21 protein-coding genes, 1 tRNA gene and 1 riboswitch are annotated in these 18,630 nt (G+C 66.8%); of the genes, 10 read left to right on the top strand and 12 right to left on the bottom strand.

The features are described 5' to 3' along the window. The first annotated feature begins 5 nt into the window (after nt 1-5). Nucleotides 6-893, top strand: coding sequence for an N-acetylmuramoyl-L-alanine amidase (locus FDZ84_RS19810; protein WP_168587126.1), 888 nt, complete (start codon nt 6-8; stop codon nt 891-893). Between the two features lie 299 nt (nt 894-1,192). On the opposite strand, the gene FDZ84_RS19815 is transcribed toward FDZ84_RS19810, so the two are convergent. Further along, the gene (locus FDZ84_RS19815; RefSeq protein WP_010695534.1) at nt 1,193-1,426 is read right to left on the bottom strand and encodes a DUF3263 domain-containing protein; all 234 of its coding nucleotides are present in this window, start codon (nt 1,424-1,426) and stop codon (nt 1,193-1,195) included. A 356-nt stretch (nt 1,427-1,782) separates the two neighbouring features. Further along, a riboswitch (FMN riboswitch) is annotated at nt 1,783-1,915 on the top strand. 101 nt (nt 1,916-2,016) lie between these two features. Here FDZ84_RS19815 and pnuC point away from each other — a divergent pair. After that, a complete protein-coding gene (gene pnuC / locus FDZ84_RS19820) occupies nt 2,017-2,664 on the top strand; it encodes a nicotinamide riboside transporter PnuC (protein ID WP_246869197.1) in 648 nt (215 codons plus the stop codon). A gap of 148 nt (nt 2,665-2,812) precedes the next feature. On the opposite strand, the gene aceE is transcribed toward pnuC, so the two are convergent. Beyond that, nucleotides 2,813-5,581, bottom strand: coding sequence for a pyruvate dehydrogenase (acetyl-transferring), homodimeric type (gene aceE / locus FDZ84_RS19825; protein ID WP_168587128.1), 2,769 nt, complete (start codon nt 5,579-5,581; stop codon nt 2,813-2,815). 294 nt (nt 5,582-5,875) lie between these two features. Between aceE and FDZ84_RS19830 the strand changes: the two genes are divergently transcribed. The 3 genes from FDZ84_RS19830 (at nt 5,876) to FDZ84_RS19840 (ending at nt 7,084) form a co-directional block, all read left to right on the top strand. Then, nucleotides 5,876-6,310: a DUF3052 domain-containing protein gene (locus FDZ84_RS19830; RefSeq protein WP_168590195.1), complete on the top strand. Its 435-nt coding sequence runs from the start codon at nt 5,876-5,878 to the stop codon at nt 6,308-6,310. A gap of 130 nt (nt 6,311-6,440) precedes the next feature. Then, nucleotides 6,441-6,905 (top strand): peroxiredoxin, encoded by a 465-nt coding sequence (locus FDZ84_RS19835; protein ID WP_168587129.1) that lies wholly within the window; start codon nt 6,441-6,443, stop codon nt 6,903-6,905. Nucleotides 6,906-7,012: 107 nt separating this feature from the next. Further along, a tRNA-Val gene (locus FDZ84_RS19840) sits at nt 7,013-7,084 on the top strand. A gap of 78 nt (nt 7,085-7,162) precedes the next feature. Here FDZ84_RS19840 and FDZ84_RS19845 read toward each other — a convergent pair. From FDZ84_RS19845 to FDZ84_RS19860, 4 genes are all read right to left on the bottom strand, one after another. Beyond that, nucleotides 7,163-7,402, bottom strand: a complete 240-nt coding sequence (locus FDZ84_RS19845; protein ID WP_246868287.1) for a hypothetical protein — start codon at nt 7,400-7,402, stop codon at nt 7,163-7,165. 570 nt (nt 7,403-7,972) lie between these two features. Continuing rightward, nucleotides 7,973-9,217: an SPFH domain-containing protein gene (locus FDZ84_RS19850; protein WP_168587130.1), complete on the bottom strand. Its 1,245-nt coding sequence runs from the start codon at nt 9,215-9,217 to the stop codon at nt 7,973-7,975. 10 nt (nt 9,218-9,227) lie between these two features. After that, complete coding sequence (locus tag FDZ84_RS19855) at nt 9,228-9,656, bottom strand: NfeD family protein (RefSeq protein ID WP_168587131.1); 429 nt, start codon at nt 9,654-9,656, stop codon at nt 9,228-9,230. A 156-nt stretch (nt 9,657-9,812) separates the two neighbouring features. Beyond that, entirely contained in the window at nt 9,813-9,992 is a 180-nt protein-coding gene (locus tag FDZ84_RS19860; RefSeq protein WP_168587132.1) for a hypothetical protein, read from the bottom strand. A 436-nt stretch (nt 9,993-10,428) separates the two neighbouring features. Here FDZ84_RS19860 and FDZ84_RS19865 point away from each other — a divergent pair, with 436 nt between their 5' ends. The 3 genes from FDZ84_RS19865 (at nt 10,429) to FDZ84_RS19875 (ending at nt 13,233) form a co-directional block, all read left to right on the top strand. Then, the gene (locus FDZ84_RS19865; RefSeq protein WP_246869198.1) at nt 10,429-11,418 is read left to right on the top strand and encodes an acyl-CoA desaturase; all 990 of its coding nucleotides are present in this window, start codon (nt 10,429-10,431) and stop codon (nt 11,416-11,418) included. A gap of 53 nt (nt 11,419-11,471) precedes the next feature. Continuing rightward, a complete protein-coding gene (locus FDZ84_RS19870; RefSeq protein ID WP_168587134.1) occupies nt 11,472-12,515 on the top strand; it encodes a glucose 1-dehydrogenase in 1,044 nt (347 codons plus the stop codon). A 103-nt stretch (nt 12,516-12,618) separates the two neighbouring features. Continuing rightward, nucleotides 12,619-13,233, top strand: a complete 615-nt coding sequence (locus FDZ84_RS19875) for a diguanylate cyclase domain-containing protein (RefSeq protein WP_168587135.1) — start codon at nt 12,619-12,621, stop codon at nt 13,231-13,233. 54 nt (nt 13,234-13,287) lie between these two features. On the opposite strand, the gene FDZ84_RS19880 is transcribed toward FDZ84_RS19875, so the two are convergent. From FDZ84_RS19880 to FDZ84_RS19890, 3 genes are all read right to left on the bottom strand, one after another. Beyond that, on the bottom strand, nt 13,288-13,737 hold the full coding sequence (locus FDZ84_RS19880) for an Hsp20/alpha crystallin family protein (protein ID WP_168587136.1): 450 nt from the start codon (nt 13,735-13,737) through the stop codon (nt 13,288-13,290). Between the two features lie 187 nt (nt 13,738-13,924). Continuing rightward, a complete protein-coding gene (locus FDZ84_RS19885; protein WP_168587137.1) occupies nt 13,925-14,647 on the bottom strand; it encodes a DUF1990 family protein in 723 nt (240 codons plus the stop codon). After that, nucleotides 14,619-14,867 carry a hypothetical protein gene (locus tag FDZ84_RS19890; protein WP_168587138.1) on the bottom strand — a complete coding sequence of 83 codons (249 nt, stop codon included), beginning with the start codon at nt 14,865-14,867 and terminating at the stop codon, nt 14,619-14,621. The genes FDZ84_RS19885 and FDZ84_RS19890 overlap by 29 nt, the downstream gene beginning before the upstream one ends. 85 nt (nt 14,868-14,952) lie before the next feature. Between FDZ84_RS19890 and FDZ84_RS37850 the strand changes: the two genes are divergently transcribed. Beyond that, nucleotides 14,953-15,429 (top strand): hypothetical protein, encoded by a 477-nt coding sequence (locus FDZ84_RS37850; RefSeq protein WP_210435005.1) that lies wholly within the window; start codon nt 14,953-14,955, stop codon nt 15,427-15,429. Between the two features lie 153 nt (nt 15,430-15,582). Here the strand turns inward: FDZ84_RS37850 and FDZ84_RS19900 are convergent, their stop codons facing one another. The 3 genes from FDZ84_RS19900 to FDZ84_RS19905 are packed head-to-tail and all read right to left on the bottom strand — an operon-like array spanning nt 15,583 to nt 17,003. Beyond that, nucleotides 15,583-16,035, bottom strand: a complete 453-nt coding sequence (locus FDZ84_RS19900; protein WP_168587139.1) for a hypothetical protein — start codon at nt 16,033-16,035, stop codon at nt 15,583-15,585. Nucleotides 16,036-16,093: 58 nt separating this feature from the next. Beyond that, the gene (locus FDZ84_RS39015) at nt 16,094-16,324 is read right to left on the bottom strand and encodes a transposase (RefSeq protein ID WP_246868288.1); all 231 of its coding nucleotides are present in this window, start codon (nt 16,322-16,324) and stop codon (nt 16,094-16,096) included. 46 nt (nt 16,325-16,370) lie between these two features. Continuing rightward, complete coding sequence (locus tag FDZ84_RS19905; protein WP_246868289.1) at nt 16,371-17,003, bottom strand: hypothetical protein; 633 nt, start codon at nt 17,001-17,003, stop codon at nt 16,371-16,373. Nucleotides 17,004-17,352: 349 nt separating this feature from the next. On the opposite strand from FDZ84_RS19905, the gene FDZ84_RS19910 reads away from it, so the two are divergent. Then, entirely contained in the window at nt 17,353-18,627 is a 1,275-nt protein-coding gene (locus FDZ84_RS19910; RefSeq protein ID WP_168587140.1) for an aspartate aminotransferase family protein, read from the top strand. The last annotated feature ends 3 nt before the right edge of the window (nt 18,628-18,630 follow it).

Here is an 18,630-nt window from a genome sequence, read left to right on the forward strand (position 1 = left end):
CAGAAGTGGCTTTGCCTCTCGTCTGGCTAGCGGACGTGTTGCGCGCGGCCGGGTTGACCGTGGTCGAGACCGACGGTTGGCGGGACCGGACCGCGACGTCGGGACCGCAGCCCGCACCGGTAGGCGTGCTGGAGCACCACACCGCGACCCCAGCGTCCTACGAGAACCCCGCGCCGAGCGTGCAGTTGTGCATCGACGGCCGACCCGACCTGGCGGGACCGCTGTGCCACGCAGTGATCGGCTTCGACGGCGTCGTGCACCTGATCGCCGCCGGGCGGGCCAACCACGCAGGGAAGGCGAAGGCCTCCGGGCCGAACCCGGAGGGCGACGGAAACACCCTTTACGTCGGGTTCGAATGGGACTACCAGGGCGTGAACCAGGGGCCCAGCCCGGAGCAGTACCGGGCGGCGCTGAAGGCGACCACCGCGGTGCTCAACCACCTCGGGCGCCCGACGGACGCCGCGCGCGGCCACAAGGAGACCAGCGTCACCGGCAAGATCGACCCCGGTCACGTGGACATGGACCGGTTCCGTGCCGAACTCGGGAAGAAGGACCAGGAGGACGTGATGACTCCGGAGCAGGACGCGATTCTGCGGCGCCTGGAACACGAACTGCTCGGCCCCTGCGGGCCGAAAGGCGAGATCCAGGGCTGGCAGACCGAGGTCGGCCCGCGCACGATCGTCGCGATGCTCGTCGACCTGGTCAACGAGGTGGTGGCGAAGCAGCAGCCGGCCGTACCCGCGCAGGGGCCGGGCCCCAACGTGGACGCGATCAAGGCCGCGTTCCAGGCCCTGCCGCCGGACCAGGCAGCGCCGCTGCTGGCGGAACTGGTCCGCATCCAGCAAGCCCGCCAGCTCACCCCCGAGCAGTACGCCCAACGCCCCCAGTCGTAGGCGCCAGCGCTGCTTCAGAAGACCCGTGAATGGGTTTGGGTGTTATGGAGGCTGTTTTGGAAGTGGTCGTCCGGGATGTGGTAGGGCGGCTTCATACCCAAGTCGAAGATCCCGGAGTCCAGCGGCCTCTGAGGCTCCGTTACCCGCATCGCCACGCAGAACGAGTTTGGAAACAGCCGCTATAGCTATAGCTATAGCTATAGCGCTCATAACCACCTGCGGGTCTTGAGCAGCTGAAACGGTTCTTTACCAAGAGGTTCCGGGCCTCGGCATCACCAATTCGGCCGAGGTCCCGGGCGTCAGCGATCCCTGGCTGTGCGGCGCTGGGCCCGTTGGTCGCGCCGGTTCTGGAGGCGTTTGACCAGGGCCGGTTGCTGCTGCAGCGCTTCGGGTTCGTCCAGCAGGCGGTTCAGCCGCTGGTAGTAGCGGTTCGGGGAGAAACCGAAGCGCTCCTGGATGACCCGTTCCTTGTTGCCCTGGTAATGCCAGTGCTCCAGCTCGAAAGCGAGGATGGCGCGGTCGGTGTCGTTCATCCGGCGTGCCCTCCCTCTGGCGGTGCTGCCGAGCGAGTCTACCGACGGGGGCACGCGTGTTCGATCGGCCATCCCGGTCTGTTGCGCGGAAATTTCGATGTCACTCGCGGCGAACGGGCGGCGACGGCGCGTCGCAGGTGGATCAGGTGGCGGGCCAGCGCAAGCCCCGCCAGGGGCGTCAAGAGCACCGAGGCGCCCAGCCACCCGAATTACGCGGGCAACGATCATCGTTGCGCGGGCCCGGGTGCAACCGGATTTCCGGGCGAGTCTGGGCGGATCGATGTTGTGATCCAGACCACGTACCGGTCTCGGAACAGATCCACGGGCGCACGATGTTGAATAGATCAAACGAAGTCGTGCGCTCCGGGGCTCGGTGAAAATCCGAACCGGCGGTGAAAGTCCGCGAACCAGCGCCTCCCCGCGGAGGTGTCGGCCGATCCGGTGGAATTCCGGAACCGACGGTGAAAGTCCGGATGAGAGGCAGCGCACGGGCGGCCGCGGTCGGCCGTCGGCGTGCCACGCCGGCGGCCGTCGACGTCGGCTACCCGCGTGTACCCCCGGTGCGTTCGCAGCCGGTGGGAGGAGCGGGCGTGCAGGCAATCGCGGAATGGGTGCTCGGCAACGGATTCACCGTGCTGGGCCAGAAGATCTCCTGGGCTGAACTGGTCGGGCAGCTGTGCGCGCTCGCCGTGGTCTTCCTCGCGCAACGCAGAACCCTGGCGACCTGGCCGGTGCAGGTGGCCGCGACGGTGCTGCTCTTCGCCGTCTACGCCTCCGCCCACCTGGGCGGGCTGGCCATCCGGCAGGTGGTGATCTTGCTTATCTCCGTCTACGGCTGGTGGGCCTGGAACCGGCGCAGCGATCCGGTCTACGGCGTGGTGGTGCGCAAGGCCCGCGGCGTGGAACGGCTCGCGCTGATCGCCGCGCTGGCGCTGGGCACCGCCGCGTTCGCGCTGCTGCTGTCCGCGCTGGACGCCTCGTGGGCCCCGTGGCCGGACGCCTACATCTTCATCGGCACCCTGGTCGCGTTCTGGGCGCAGGGCCGGGGCCTGGTCGAGTTCTGGCTGGTCTGGCTGGCCGTCGACGCGGTTGGCGTGCCGCTGCAGATCGCTTCGGGGCTGTACTTCAGCGCGGCGATCTACGTGGTCTTCGCGGCACTGGTCATCCACGGCTGGTGGAGCTGGAACCGCGCGGCGCGCGCGCAGCGCACCCGAGAAAGCGTCCCGGTCGGCAGCTGACCCCGAGCGGCAGGGCGGGTCTCCGCAATTTCAATGGAAATCGGGCCTTCGATTTCCATTGAAATTGCGGACCCCCGAGCGGCAGGGCGAGGTGAAGGGCACCTCGGACCGGCTGGGGAGTCCGAGGTGCTCTTCGTGCACCGCCTGATCAGGCCACGCCGGGGTCCGAGGTCTGCGGGCCGGCGGCCTGGACGTCGTCCAGGCGGTAGCGGCGGGTCGCCTCGACCACCTTGGACTTGTCCACCTGGCCGGTGCGGGCCAGCGCGGCCAGCGTCGCGACCACTGTGGACTCCGCGTCGACCAGGAACACCCGCCGCGCGGCCGGTCGGGTGTCGGAGAACCCGAACCCGTCGGCGCCGAGGCTGATCATGTCGCCTGGCACCCACGGCCGGATCAGGTCCGGTACCGCGCGCATCCAGTCGCTGACCGCGACCACCGGGCCGTCGGCCTGCGACAGCACCCGAGTCACGTGCGGCACCTGCGGCTCGGCCTCCGGGTGCAGCAGGTTGTGCCGATCGGCGGCCTCCGCTTCGCGCCGCAGCTGCGACCAGGACGTCGCCGACCACACGTCGGCCTGCACGCCCCACTCCTCGGCCAGCATCCGCTGAGCCTTCAAGGCCAGCGGCATGATCACGCCCGAGGAGAGGATCTGCGCTCGCGGCCCGGAACCGCCCGGCGCGGTCTGGTACCGGTACAGGCCGCGCAGCAGCCCGTCGACGTCCAGGTCCTCCGGTTCGGCCGGCTGCTGGTACGGCTCGTTGTAGACGGTCAGGTAGTAGAAGACGTTCTCGGCGTCCTCGCCGAACATCCGCCGCAGGCCGTCCTTGACGATGTGCGCCACCTCGAACGCCCACGCCGGGTCGTAGGCGACCACCGCAGGGTTCGTCGCGGCGAGCAGCTGCGAGTGGCCGTCGGCGTGCTGCAGGCCCTCACCGGTCAGCGTGGTCCGCCCGGCGGTCGCGCCTAGCACGAACCCGCGAGCCATCTGGTCCGCCGCGGCCCAGAAGCTGTCGCCGGTGCGCTGGAAGCCGAACATCGAGTAGAAGATGTAGACCGGGATCATCGGCTCGCCATGCGTGGCGTAGCTGGTGCCCGCCGCGGTGAACGACGAGGCCGACCCGGCCTCGTTGATGCCCTCGTGCAGGATCTGGCCCTGCTCGCTCTCCCGGTAGGCCAGCATCAGCTGGTAGTCCACCGGCGTGTAGAGCTGGCCGAGCGGGTTGTAGATCTTCTGCGACGGGAACATCGAGTCCATGCCGAACGTGCGGGCCTCGTCCGGGATGATCGGCACGATCCGCGGCCCGATCTCGCGGTCCTTGGCGAGGTCCTTGATCAGTCGGACGAACGCCATCGTGGTGGCGACCTCCTGCTTGCCGGAGCCGCGCCGGATCACCTCGTAGACCTTGTCGCCGGGCAGCACCAGCGGCTTCGCCTTCGTCCGCCGCTCCGGCAGGTAGCCGCCGAGCTGGCGGCGCCGTTCGTGCAGGTACTGGATCTCCGGCGACTCCTGACCGGGGTGGTAGTACGGCGGCAGGTAGGGGTCGAGCTCCTGGTCGCTGATCGGGATCCGCAGGCTGTCCCGGAACAGCTTCAGGTCGTCCAGGGTCAGCTTCTTCATCTGGTGGGTGGCGTTGCGGCCCTCGAAGTGCGGCCCGAGACCGTAGCCCTTGATCGTCTTGGCGAGGATAACGGTCGGCTGGCCGTGGTGCTCGGTGGCCGCTTTGTAGGCCGCGTAGACCTTGCGGTAGTCGTGGCCGCCGCGGCGCAGACCCCAGATCTGGTCGTCGGTGAGGTGCTTGACCATCTCCTTGGTGCGCGGGTCGCGGCCGAAGAAGTGCTCCCGGACGAAGGCGCCGTCGTTGGCCTTGTAGGTCTGGTAGTCGCCGTCCGGGGTGGTGTTCATCAGGTTCACCAGGGCGCCGTCGCGGTCGGCGTGCAGCAGCGCGTCCCACTCGCGGCCCCAGATCACCTTGATCACGTTCCAGCCGGCGCCGCGGAAGAACGACTCCAGCTCCTGGATGATCTTGCCGTTGCCGCGGACCGGTCCGTCGAGCTGCTGCAGGTTGCAGTTGATCACGAAGGTGAGGTTGTCCAGCCCGTCGTTGGCCGCGACCTGAAGCAGCCCGCGCGATTCGGGTTCGTTCATCTCACCGTCGCCGAGGAACGCCCACACGCGCTGCTGGCTGGTGTCCTTGATGCCGCGATCGTGCAGGTAGCGGTTGAATCGCGCCTGGAAGATCGCGTTCATCGGCCCCAGCCCCATGGAGACCGTGGGGAACTCCCAGAAGGCCGGCATCAGCCGCGGGTGCGGGTAGGACGGCAGGCCGCCGCCCGGACCGGCGTGCGAGTACTCCTGGCGGAACCCGTCGAGCTGGTCGGCGGACAGCCGGCCCTCCAGGAACGCGCGGGCGTAGATGCCGGGAGAGGCGTGGCCCTGGATGTAGAGGTGGTCCCCGCCGCCCGGGTGGTCCTTGCCGCGGAAGAACCAGTTGAAGCCGACCTCGTAGAGGCTGGCGGAAGACGCGAAGGACGAGATGTGGCCGCCGACGCCGATGCCTGGTCGCTGCGCGCGGTGCACCATCATCGCCGCATTCCACCGCATCCAGGCGCGGTAGCGGCGTTCGGTCTCCTCGTCGCCGGGGAACCACGGCTCCTTCTCGGTGGGGATGGAGTTGACGTAGTCCGTGCTGGTCAGCGACGGCACACCGACGCCGCTCTCGCGGGCGCGCTGGAGGAGCCGCAGCATGAGGTACCGGGCACGCTGCTGCCCGTTGGCCGACAGCACCGAATCGAAGGACTGCAGCCACTCCTCGGTCTCCTGCGGATCGATGTCCGGCAAGTGGGAGGCGAGACCGTCCCGGATGACCCGCACCCGTTGGGCGGGGACGGCGGCATCGTCGTGGTTGAGCGGGGACAAGGGATCTCCTCGACTACGTCGTGGACGTGGCAGGGTGTCTGACAGTGATGTCCGACACTCTCATGTTCCCCCATTTTGGCCACTGGTGCGTACACCAGCGGCGGGGGATTCCGCACCAGGCTGTTGGTGCGTTGCTCGTCGGTCTACAGTCGAATCTCAACGCATTTGCTACGGCGTGTCGTGCCGTCAGCAGTTGCGCGGGTGGTGGTCGGCAGTGTTCGCTATCCGCCAGATCTGGAAGTTGTGCGGCGTCGGACGGTCGCCGCACCTGTGCATTGGAGGAGTGAGCAAACCGTGGTCGCCGCGGGAGACGCCGGTAAAGGCGAAGCCGACGTCGCCGAGAGGCTCGACATCGAGCCCGAGATGGTTATCCAGGAGCTCGGCTGGGACGAGGACGTCGATGATGACGCCCGTGCCGCGATCGAGGAGCGCTGCGGAAGCGAGCTGCTCGACGAAGATGCCGACGAAGTGGTCGATGTCGTGCTGCTTTGGTGGCGCGAAGATGATGGCGACCTGACAGACACGCTTCTCGATGCCATGACGCCACTGTCCGACGATGGGGTCATCTGGGTGCTGACCCCGAAGACCGGCCGGGAAGGCTACGTCGAGCCGGCCGACATCGCAGAGGCGGCATCGACGGCGAACCTCGCCCAAACGGCGAACGTCAGCCTCGGCGAGGGCTGGATGGGCACCAGGTTGGCCTACCGCAGGGCGAAAGCCCGGCGCTGATCGGCCGCCGCCAGTCGCTGCGCGCAGCGTTCCGCCCCGTGGGCGCCGATGTTCGCCATCGGTGCCCACGGCGGTCGGTTCGGTGTAGGTTCGGCGATGACAAGGTCACGTCGATCAGGAGGATGCACTCATGACGGTCGAGGTCGGTGCGCAGGCGCCGGGCTTCACGCTGCCGGATTTCAACAACGAGAAGGTCTCGCTGGCCGACTTCGGCGGTGAGAAGAACGTGCTGCTGGTCTTCTACCCGTTCGCGTTCAGCGGCATCTGCCAGGGCGAGCTGTGCCAGGTTCGGGATGACCTCGGCGAGTTCCAGAACGACAAGGTTCAGGTCCTCGGCGTCTCGGTTGACTCCCCGTTTGCGCTCAAGGCCTGGGCGGAGAAGGAGGGCTACACCTTCCCGCTGCTGTCGGACTTCTGGCCGCACGGCGAGATCGCGAAGGCCTACGGCGTGTTCAACGAGGCGGCCGGGATGGCCAACCGCGGCACGTTCCTGATCGACACCGAGGGCAAGGTCCGCTTCGCCGAGGTGAACCAGCCGGGCGAGGCCCGCGACCAGGACGTCTGGAAGAAGGCGCTGGCCGAGCTCGTGGCGTGACGAACGCCTGCAAGCGGCGTGGTGGCCGACCGGGTGCCGGGAGCGGCGCTAAACACCGGTAGGGTGTCCAAGGTGATCCGATCGGATGAAGCGGACGGCCACCAACGGGGCGCATAGCTCAGCGGAAGAGCACTTGCCTTACAAGCAAGGGGTCGCAGGTTCGAACCCTGCTGCGCCCACCGTGAAACACCAGGCCATCGGGGGTGCAACGCAGGTTCAAGCTCCCCCGATGGCCTGCCGAGTGACTAACTGAGTGACTATGACTCTCGATTCGATCTCGCGAAGATCTGATCCATAGCCTGCGCACCCTCGATGATCACCGGTCTGATCTGCTTCCTGTAGACGGTCTCGGTCACGGTCGTACCGCTGTGGCCGACCAAGCGGGCGATGTCCTCGACCCTGACTCCGGAGTCCGACAGCAGGATCGCGCCTTTCTCGCCATTGGGAGCGTTCTCGTACTCGGTGACGATCGCCAGCTTGTACTCCGGGCTGAACACCCGGCGCGAGGGCGCGGTGCCGGGTCGCCCAGACCCGCCAGCGGTGACGGGTTGGGCTGCTTGTCAGATGGTGTGGACACGTGCACCAGGATCTCCGATCCCGCCCTCCGTCAGGGACCCCGCACTTACACGAGGTGTCTCACATCAGTCTGGCAATGAGGGGTGTGTCTCGTTGGGACGCCGACCTATCGGCTCGGCGGGGTCACCATCTCGCTGGGCAACCCCTCGCTGCCGGAGTTGCTGCACCGGCTGGACAACCCTCAGGTTGAGCGTGATGGTGGCTAGAGCAGCCACATCACCGGAGGACTGGTGCCCGACGATTTCTACTGCCTGTCCGCCTCTTCCGCGACCTGTCCCGTATGTGGTGGTCGATGTAATTGCGGACCGCGACGACGATGCTGATGATCGCGGCCACGACCACACCGCGCTGCGGAGGCGCAAAGGTCGGCGACAATGCTGGAGATGATGGCGCCGACGGCGAGCGCGCCGTCACGCCAGAGCCGGTAAATGCGCCGGCGCGGGCGCACTGCCAAGGAGGTGAGCTCTTGTCTGGCCGTGTTCTGGAAGATCTCAGTCGCGTTGGTCGCGTTCAGAAGATTCCACATCGGACAATTCTGCTGAACCTGGATGCGGACTCGGCGACGGTTGCGGTGCACGTTGCGGAACGCTCGAACGCTGAATGGGCACCGGACCGCCGCTGATGCTGCTCGGGCTGGGCACTTCCTTACGGGCGACCTCTTCGGCCGCCCGCACGGCTTCCGCGATCTCTGGGGCGGTGGAGGTATCGAACCAGGCTTTGACCGATTCCTCTTCTTCTTCGGGCGCAGTGGTGGGCATTTCTTCCGTCGGTGGCTCGTAGCGGAATACGCCGTCCTCGCCGGGCGCGCCGAGCATCCGTGCGAAGCCTTCCAGGGCTTTGTCGAAGTCGCTGGGCACGACCCATACCTTGTTGGCGTTTCCCTGCGCCATCTGCGGCAGCGTCTGCAGGTACTGGTAGGCCAGCAGTTCCGGGGTCGGTTTGCCGCGTTTGACGGCCGCGAAGACCTTCTCGACGGCTTTGGCCTGGCCTTGTGCCTGCAGGTAGCGGCTGGCCCGGTCGCCTTGCGCCCGCAGGATGCTGGACTGGCGGTCGGCCTCCGCGCCAAGGATGGCCGCCTTCTTCTGGCCTTCGGCGGCGAGGATCGCGGCTTGCTTCTGGCCTTCGGCGGTCTTGATCGACGATTCCCGCTGTCCTTCGGCGTTGAGGATGGTCGCGCGCTTCTCGCGGTCGGCGCGCATCTGCTTCTCCATGGAGTCCTTGATGGACGGGGGTGGGTCGATGGCCTTGAGTTCCACCCGCGCGACGCGGATGCCCCAGCGCCCGGTCTCTTGATCCAGCACGCCGCGCAGCTGGGTGTTGATGGCGTCGCGGGAGGTCAGGGTTTCTTCCAGGCTCATGCCGCCGACGACGTTGCGCAGCGTGGTGGTAGTGAGCTGTTCGACGCCGATGATGTAGTTGGAGATCTCGTACACCGCCGAGCGTGCGTCGGTGACCTGGAAGTACACGACGGTGTCGATGGACACCGTCAGGTTGTCCTGGGTGATCACCGGCTGCGGCGGGAAGGACACGACCTGCTCGCGCAGGTCGACGCGGGCGCGTACCCGGTCCAGGAACGGCACCAGGAAGCTCAGGCCCGGCTCGGCCACGTTGCGGAACCGGCCGAGCCGTTCGATCACCGAAGCCGTTGCCTGCGGCACCACCAGCACGGTCTTCACCGCGATCACGAGGACCAGCAGCACGATGACAGCGAGGACGATCAGTCCGAACGGGTCCACGTCAGCCTCCTCAGGGTTCGGCCCACACGACGGCGGTGGCCCCGGAGATGTCCATGACCATCACCGTCTGGCCGGTCTCCAGCACCTGGGTCCCGTCGAACGCCCGGGCTGACCACACGTCGCCATTGATGCGTACCCGGCCGCTCGTGGCATCCACGGTCGATTCGACGACCGCTTTCTTGCCGATCAGCGCTTCCACGTTGGTCTTCAGCTCGATACCGCGGTTCAGCCGGCGTTTCAGCGCGGGCCGAGCGACGAAGATCAATCCCAGTCCCAGCACGGCGAACACGGCGGCATCGACACCTAGCGGCACTCCCAACGCCGCAGCTCCGGCAGCCCCCATGGCCGCGAGGCCGAGCATCAGCAACACGAGTTCACCCGAGATGACCTCGGCCACGATCAGGACCACGCCTGCGATCAACCACACCAGCGCGACCATGCATTCATAGTGACAGACGACACAAGGCCGTGGCTGGCGTAAACCGCCTCGTCGACGAGGGCGGCTACCCGGAGACATCTGATGTACGAGCCACCGATACGACTCGGGCAGCAGACGGTCGTGCTCGAAGGCGGCGTTGTGGCAGGTCGGGCCGGGTCAGGGCCGCTCGCTGGCCCTCTGCTGGTCGGCGGCGTAGACCGTAGCGGCCGCCTGCGCCAGTTGCGCCCACACCGCGGCCTCGGTCAGACGAGCCTCTCGGGTCTCCTCGGTGGAGTGGTCCTTCGCCTGCTGCAGGCTCTCTTCAGCTGACTTTGCGTACTCCTCGGGGTGCTTCATCGCGCACTCCTCATCCGGTCCGCACTGACGTGGTCCCCAGTGCACGCTCCTGTCCTCTGCTGTTCCCGAGCGTAGTTCGGCACGCTGGTGGTTGCCCTTCGCCGAGCAACGGCATCACTCGAGTGACGGCCGCGCGCATGGGTACCCGTGTGGTGACGGACTCGGCGACGTCGCCAGTGCGGGGGCAGGGGCATGATGTGCCTGCGGCAACTCCGTGTTGGGTTTAGGCTCCCGAGCGCACCCAGGAAGGCGGGTGTCGATCGGTCGTAAGGGGGGGCGGGCGATCATGACTTCCGATGCGCCGCCCACTGGTGGTGGTAGGCGGTCGTCGCGGCAAAACTCGCGGGGGGATGTCGGGACTTCGGGTGAACACCGCCGGACGGCGGTGTGCCCGGTCGGTGACGGGAGCGCAGGGCGAGGTAGTGATTTCGCCGAGCTGGCTCGGTTGATCAAGCAACGCGGCCTGCTGGATCATCGTCGCGCCTACTACGCGGCGAAGATGGCCATCAACGGAGGGTTGCTCGCGGCCGCCGGCGCAGCGTTCATCGTGCTTGGCGACTCCTGGTGGCAGGTGCTCACGGCAATGGCGTTCGCGGGAGCGTTCGCCCAACTCGCTTTCATCGGACATGATGCCGGGCACCGCCAGATCTTCCGCACGCGCCGGGCGAACGATCTGGTAGGGCATGTTCACGGGTGTCTCACCGGGATCAGCTATGGCTGGTGGGTCGGCAAGCACCGGCGTCACCACGCCAACCCGAATCATGAGGACGCTGATCCCGATATCGAGATCCGGGTTCTGGCGTTCACCACCGAGCAGGCCCGCGCCAAGCGCGGCATCGTCCGGTGGATGGCGAAGTACCAGGCTTTCCTGTTTTTCCCGCTGCTGACGGTTGAGGGGATCGGCCTGCACGTCCGCAGCATCCAGGCCGTGCTGCGGCGGGAGGTGAAAGCGCACCGGGTGGAAACCGTGCTGCTCGCCGCGCACGTGGTGGGTTATCTGGTGGTGGTGTTGCTGGTGTTGTCGCCGCTGAAGGCGGTGGTGTTCATCGCGGTGCACCAGGGTTTGTGGGGCGTGTACATGGGGTGCGCGTTCGCGCCCAACCACAAGGGCATGCCGACCCTGTCCGAGGGAGACAGGCTGGACTACCTGCGCAAGCAGGTGCTCACCTCCCGCAACGTTCGCGGGAGCCGGTTCGTGGATTTCCTGCTCGGAGGTTTGAACTACCAGATCGAACATCACCTTTTCCCGAGCATGCCCCGGCCGAACCTGCGACATGCCCAGCGGCTGGTGCGCCGGTTCTGCACCAGTCGCGGAGTTTCGTACAGCCAGTGCGAATTGCTCAGCTCCTACGCCCAGGTGCTGCGGCACCTGCACGCGGTCGGCATGCCGTTGCGACACCCGTCCATCAGGGACAACACCTCGTAGCCGCGTTCTGGTCGTATGTCGGTGCGCACCCGACGGGACGGGAGGGTTTTCTGGTGAAGGCCGCCACCGTGGTTCCAGGCAGGCCGGAGTTGTCGGCGGTCACCGAACTGCCCGATCCCGTGCCGCAGCCAGGGGAGCTGCTGGTGCGTGGCCTGCTGGTGGGGTTCTGCGACATTGATCGTGATGTCACCGAACGCGCGCGTGGTCTTTTGCCGCCGGGGCGGGACCGGATGGTTCTCTTTCATGAATCTGTGGGTCGGGTGATCCACGCGCCCGCGGTCAGTGGTTTCTTGGAGGGCGACTACGTGGTGGGCGTCGTCCGGCGTCCGGACCCGCAGCCGTGCGAGGCGTGTACGGCCGGGCAGTGGGACTTCTGCCTCAACGGCGAGTACACCGAGCGCGGCATCAAGGAACTGGACGGATTCGGTGCTCAGCAATGGACGGTCGAGCCCCAGTTCGCGATCAAGGTCACCCCGGCGCTCGGTGATCTGGGGGTGCTGACCGAGCCTGCATCGGCGGTGGCCAAGGCGTGGGAGCAGGTCGACACGATCGGCAGACGAGCCTACTTCGCTCCCCGCCACGCGCTGGTGACCGGCGCCGGACCGATCGGCCTGCTCGGTGCGCTGCTGGGCGCGCAGCGCGGCCTGGACATGCACGTTCTCGACCACGCTACCGAGGGGCCGAAACCGGATCTGGTGCGCGCGCTGGGCGCCACCTATCACACGTCGCTGGACGATCTGGGCTGCGAACCGGATGTCGTGATCGAGGCGACCGGTTCTGGGAAGGTCGTGTTCGAGGTGCTGCGGCACACCGCGCGCAACTCCATCACGGTGCTGACCGGCAGCACGGGCCACCACCGCACCGTGCCCTTCCCAGCGGCGGCGATCGACGACGAGTTGATGCTGGACAACGACGTCGTTCTGGGCAGCGTGAACGCCAACCTGCGCCACTACAACCAGGCCGTGCAGGCGCTGGCCGGCGCGGACCGGAACTGGCTGGGGGCCCTGATCAGCCGCCGGATCCCGCTGGGCGACTGGGCCCAAGTCTTCGAGACGGGCCCCGAGGAGGTGAAGGCCGTCGTCGACCTCCAGGCCTGAGCTCGATGAGCCGACCCGGGGTGCTGCTCGACGGCAAGCTGTAGTCGTAGTCCGGCTGCGTCGGTGCGAAAATCAGGGTGAGGATCGAACGCATCGGGGCCCGATGGTCGAGGAACGTGATACCGAGTTCGTGACCCGGGGTGGGCACGGCGGGATTGCGCGGCTGCAGTCGAAGGCTGAGGCGCGCCTCGGTCTGCTGGCCGCGGGACTGCAGGAGTACGCGATCTTCGCGCTCGATGCGGCCGGTCGGGTGGATGGCTGGGATGACGGGGCAGAACGCATCATGGGCTATCGCAGCGAGGAGATCATCGGGAAGCACTTCTCGGTGTTCTCCCCGGCGGAACCGGGCGTCGCCGACCACGCGGAATGGCAGCTGGCTCAGGCCGCCGAGCTCGGCAGCCATGTGGACGAAGGCTGGCTCCTGCGCCGGGACGGCAATCCCGGGATGAGTCTGGCGGGAGTCCCGTTTATTGGCCAGGCGGTGTCCGGCACAGACTTCAAGCGCGCCAACGACGCGCTGGGCCACGAGGCCGGCGACGAACTGCTCACGGCGTTGGCGCGGCGTCTCGTGGACGGGCTGCCGCCCGGATGCACGCCGGCCCGGGTCCTCAGCGACCTCGGAGTCGATCTCTACCAAGGCTGGCTGTTCTCCCGCCCGCTCCCGGCCGACCAGCTCCGCGCCTTCCTCGAAAATCCACCCGCTCGGGAACCGGAGTAGGAACGCGCCAGCCCTCCGGGCTGCATGAACGGCGGGCTGGAAGAGGTCGACTGTTTAATCGGGGTCCGTGGTGGGCCCGGAGATCATGCGGGCTTCGTCGCTTCGGGCGACGTTGATGCGGCGGGGTTTGGCCTGCTCGGCTACCGGGATGCGCAGGGTCAGCACCCCGTTGCGGTACTCGGCCTGGACGCGGTCGGCATCCAGCGCGGCGCCGAGTTGGAGTTGCCGGGCGAACGTGCCGGTGGGGCGCTCGGTGACCAGGTAGCTCACGTCCGAACTGCTGGACTCGGTCGCGCTGCGCTGCGCGCGCACGGTCAGCGTGTTGTGCTCAGCGGTGACCTCCAGCGACCCGGGGTCGATGCCAGGCAGGTCGAACTCGACGACGTATTCCTCGCCGCGGCGGTAGGCATCCATCGGCATGGGCTGCGGCGTGCGCGCCGCAGTCAACACCTCGTTGGCCAACCGGCTGATATCGCGGAACGGGTCGAACTGCAGCACCGGCATCGCACACACCTCCTTCCGAAGGCAAAACCTGGTGGGTTTGCCGTTCTCGCCTGCTGATGAGAGGCGTTCTGCCGGGCTTGGGCGCAGACCGGCCAGTGATCATCCGACCTGTCCAACTGGTAGCTACATACAAGTCGGAACTCAACGGGATCTTCGCAATGCTGGACCGGTCGGGCAATTCGTATGTTCAGGTACCCGGATGGTGCCACCGTACGGTGAGCAGATCGCCAGCGGTGGGGTGGATGCCGGAGGGCGCAAGCACCAGGTCTCCCTCGTGCAGCGCGGTCGCCGGCGCGGTGGCGCCTGCGAGACGGTCTTGCACCAGCCTGCGCAGGCGTGCGCCGCACTGGCGGTAGAAGCGCAGCTGGATGCGGCGACCGAACAGCAACCAGCCCAGCCGGGTGATCGGGCCCAGGGCGGGCGAGCGTTGCGAGAAGCCGGTGATCACGAACTCGACCTCGCCGGACGCCAGGTCCTTGACGAGTTCGTAGCTCATCCTGCCGCGCTCGAGGTGGCCTTCGAGCGTCGCGTAAGCCCAGCCCCACACCTGCTGCGAGCCGCCACGCGTCTCGTCGACCACATGGGTCACACGCACGCCCATGTAGAAGCGCAACCCGTGGAAGCGCCCTTCGAGGAGCATGTCCCGCCCCAGCAGCGGGTTGCGGCCGTCGTAGACGGCACGGACGATCTCGGGCACCGAGAACTCGTAGTCCCGGACGAGTTGGCAGGCGATCTCCCAGGCGCCGCCGGGCTCCGGCGGGCCTGGTCGCTCGCGCGCGAGGTACTGGCGGTAGGTGTCGAAGTGCCATTCCGGCGGTTGGACTTGCTCAGCGGTGAAATTCACCTGGCGGTGCCGCAATTTCCCCAGAGCTGAGACGTAGTCAACGCCCCGGAGCAGTGGAGCGCGCATCGCGACTTCGTTCGAATTCGTGCAGTGAAGCACCGATCAACCACAGCGTTGGTGGCCACAAACCGGTGAACAGGGCTCGGCGTTCGGCGTTGCCGCGCTGTTCCTCGTCGACGGTCTTGGCCCTGACCCACAGGCCCAAGCACAGCAGAACCGACCCCAGCGACAGCACCTGCAGATGGGTGCTGCGCAGCCCGACCTGGTGCAGTGCCCGAACGACCACTGGTCCTCCCCGTGTCATCGCTGGCGTTTCGGGGCATGACACGAGCATGCCCGGCCTGGGCGATCCGTGCGAAAGGAGTGCCGTTGTGGCGTCCAAGGTTTCTTTCGTCCGCCGCGCGCTCGCGGGGGCGCGTTTGCTGCTCGGCATGGCTTTGATCTCGTGGCGCTACCTGTGGCAGATCACGCCGCTGCACCGGAGCGAGGAGTGCGGAGATGAGTCGGACCTGCCCCCGGCGGTGCCTGATGACCTCATCGACGAGCCGCCCACGCCGAGGCCAGCGCCGCGCGGGCCCGCCGCACCACCTACGGCCGGAGTCCGCGATGAACAGCCCGGGATCGATCGTGATCAGCTCTCGCGCACCGTGGGCCGACCTGCGGCAGCGCAAGCAGACCGTATACGACTCCATCGACGCCCAGCACCGGCGGATAGGCTCGCTCTGATGGCTCGGTTCAAACGGCTCACCTGGGCCGATCTCGACAATCTCACCCGAGAGGAACTGATCCCCCGGCTGGAGGCCGAACAGGCGTACTGGGCACGTAATTCGCGTGATCACGGGCGCTGATCGCCACGCAGGCGAGGTGCCCAAAAGCAACTGCCAGGTCACCCTGCCGTAGTGGTACAGCGACGTATTCGAGGGAGACGAGTTCTGACGCGGCGCCGTTGGCCGCGCCAGCGTTGCTGAGTGTGCCGCCAGTACACGCCGAGAAAGCAACGGTTAGCTCACACAAGCGGCTCCGTGGGGACCTGACTGGAACAGCAGAAGGCCCCCGGCGCTCGCCGGTGGCCTTCCCTTCCTGTGTCCGCTGGTCAGAGCCCAAAGAAGTGCGCCACGGCCTTCGCCGCGGACGTGATCTTGTCCCAGACCCAAGCCGGCTGCTTCCTTGATCTTGTTCCAGACCCACTCGACCTTCTTGGCCAGCCAATCGGCCGCCTTTTCCACGAAGTTGATGACTGCGGTGACGACGGTGTCGAACCCGTCTGCGATCTTCATCAGGAACGGGCGCTCGTCCGGGTGCTTCAGGCCGCGATCCCTGATCTTCTTGAAGAAAGCATGGTTGGCCGCGAGCAGCTTATCGCCGGTCTCCTTCTCCTTCTCGTTCATCGTCGCGATCCACGCGGCATCGTCCAGGCTCTTTGCATCCTGGAGCTTGGGGATCTCGTGAACCACCTGCGTGTACGTGTCCTGTGGGGTTTCAATACTCTGTCTGTGGGGCTGACCTGCGGTTTCATGCTGCGCGTTCGTATTCGTTGATCAAGCCTCCCAGGACTGATCTGCGTCTGATTCGTTCGTGGTTGAGGTTGGGGATGGGGTGGTCCGCCTGCGGAGGCCGGGGTTGGTGACCTCGGTGCGGTCGCCGACCGTTGTAGTGCTGAACGTAGTGGGCCAGCACGGTTCGCAAGTGTCGTTCACCGAAGATCAGCATGCGATCGGTGAGTTCGGTTCTAGTGGTAAGCACGAACCTCTCGGCGAAGCAGTTCGCTCGGGGCAGCCGGTACGAATCTTCACGACACGGATGCCGGTGTCAGCCAGGACCGTGTCGAACGACGCCGTGAACTGACCGGCCCTATCGCGGATGAGGAAGGTGAACTTGGCGGCCCGGAATCGGCTGCCAGTATGGTCGAGGCCTGGGTGCGCAGAAACTGCCGCCAGGTCGTGTCGGTGTTTCGGCATGGCGTCGGCGGTATCTGCCGTCGCCTGAGGATCCTGCGGATCGTCGAAGCACCAACGCGATGGCCGAGTTTGAGGAGTTCGCCCTGGGTTCGTTGATGTCCCCAGGTCGCGTTCTCCGTGGCCATCCGCTCGATCAGCGCGGCGAGCGTCTCGTTGATGGGTGGACGTCCGGATCGGTGCGGGTAGGTCCACTTTTTGGCGACCAGGCGGCGGTGCCAGCGCATGACTGTGCCTGGCGTGATCAGCCGGTATCCGCGCAGGGGCGCGGCCAGCAGCCGTATGAGCGCGGAAAGGACTGCCCGGTCGGCCCAGTCCGGGCGCGGTTTGGGGGTCGTTCTGCGCAGCACGGTGACCTCGTGGCGTAGGACCAGCAACTCCGCATCCTTGGCTGCCGACGAACGGCCGAGCAATGCCAGCCAGCCCACAGGCCGGATGAAGATCAGGTAGAGCAGGCGCAACGGCACGGCGCACGATCATTCCTGGATCACCGCTGTGTGTCGATCAGTGCAGGTCACGGGCGCGGCCGACTTTTGGAACCCGACAGGTTCGCGCCTGTCACGAGCTCAACATTCCGGTGACGGCGCGCGGCCGGGACGCCGATGGCCGCTGGCGATCGGAAATCATCGCGAGCAACATGCCTGCATCCAAGGCGAGGCGCCAACAGACAGTCTCTTTGTAGGATTGTTGACAATCTGCAATCGCGGCTTCAGTATTGGGGCGCACGGCGCCGGATCGGCCTCCTCGACCGGCCTTCATTCCGGCATGCCGGTGCGTTCTCAGGTGCTGCCCGCACCTCGATTGTGAAAGTGGACGATGACTTCTCTGAGCCCCATCCTCAAGCAGGCGACTCCCGTGGTCGTGGACCATGCCCTTGGCAGCTGGGTCTTCGGCACCGATGGTGAGCAGTACCTCGACTTCACGACGGGCATCGGTGCGACCAGCACCGGTCACTGTCATCCCAAGGTCGTGGAGGCCGCCCGTGAGCAGGTCGGCAAGGTTATCCACGCTCAGTACACGACGGTGATGCACAAGCCGTTGCTCGAACTGACCGAGAAGCTCGGGGAGGTCTTGCCCGAGGGGCTGGACTCGGTCTTCTACGCGAACTCTGGATCGGAGGCGGTTGAGGCGGCGGTCCGTCTCGCCCGCATGGCCACGGGCCGGCCGAATATCGTCGTCTTCCAGGGCGGGTTCCACGGCCGCACTGTCGCGGCGGCCTCGTTGACGACCGCCGGCACGAAGTTCTCGGCGGGCTTCGCCCCGCTCATGGCCGGTGTGCACATGTCCGCGTTCCCATATGCCTACCGCTACGGCATGGACGAGGCGACTGCTGTCGCGTTCGCCTTGAAGGAACTCGATTACCTACTCAAGACGCGAACTGCTCCCGAGGACACAGCAGCGTTCCTCATCGAGCCGGCCTTGGGAGACGGCGGCTATCTCCCGACGCCTCCGGCCTTTATGGACGGTCTCCGTGAGCGCGCGGATCGTCACGGCATCAAGCTCATCTTCGACGAGGTTCAGGCCGGTGTCGGCCGCACCGGCAAGTTCTGGGGCCACCAGCACTCGAAGTCGTCGCCCGACATCATCATCACGGCCAAGGGCATCGCTTCCGGGTTTCCGATCTCTGCCATCGCCTCGTCGACCGAGACGATGGCGAAGGCATGGCCGGGCTCGCAGGGGGGCACCTATGGCGGCAACGCGGTCGCGGCCGCCGCCGGTGTCGCGACACTCGAGGTCATCAAGGAAGAGGGGCTCGTCGACAACGCCCGCGTGCGCGGCAACGAACTGCTCGCCGGTCTCAAGGACATCCAGAGCCGCTTCCCTGCGATCGGCGACGTCCGCGGGATCGGTCTCATGGCGGGCATCGAATTCACTTGCCCGGACGGGACGTCCGATGCGGCCACGGCCGCGGCCGTCCAGCAGGCTGCCATCCCGCAGGGGCTGCTGACTCTCACGTGCGGTCCTGAGGGCAATGTCGTCCGCCTCATCCCCGCTCTGGTCGTCACTGAGGCTGAGATAGCCACGGGGCTGGAGCGGTTCGAGGCCGCCGTGGGTGCTGTGGTCAGTGCCCCCGCCGCGGTCGGAGCCTGACCG

This window comes from Saccharopolyspora sp. ASAGF58 (genome assembly GCF_012277335.1).
Lineage (GTDB): Bacteria > Actinomycetota > Actinomycetes > Mycobacteriales > Pseudonocardiaceae > Saccharopolyspora > Saccharopolyspora hattusasensis.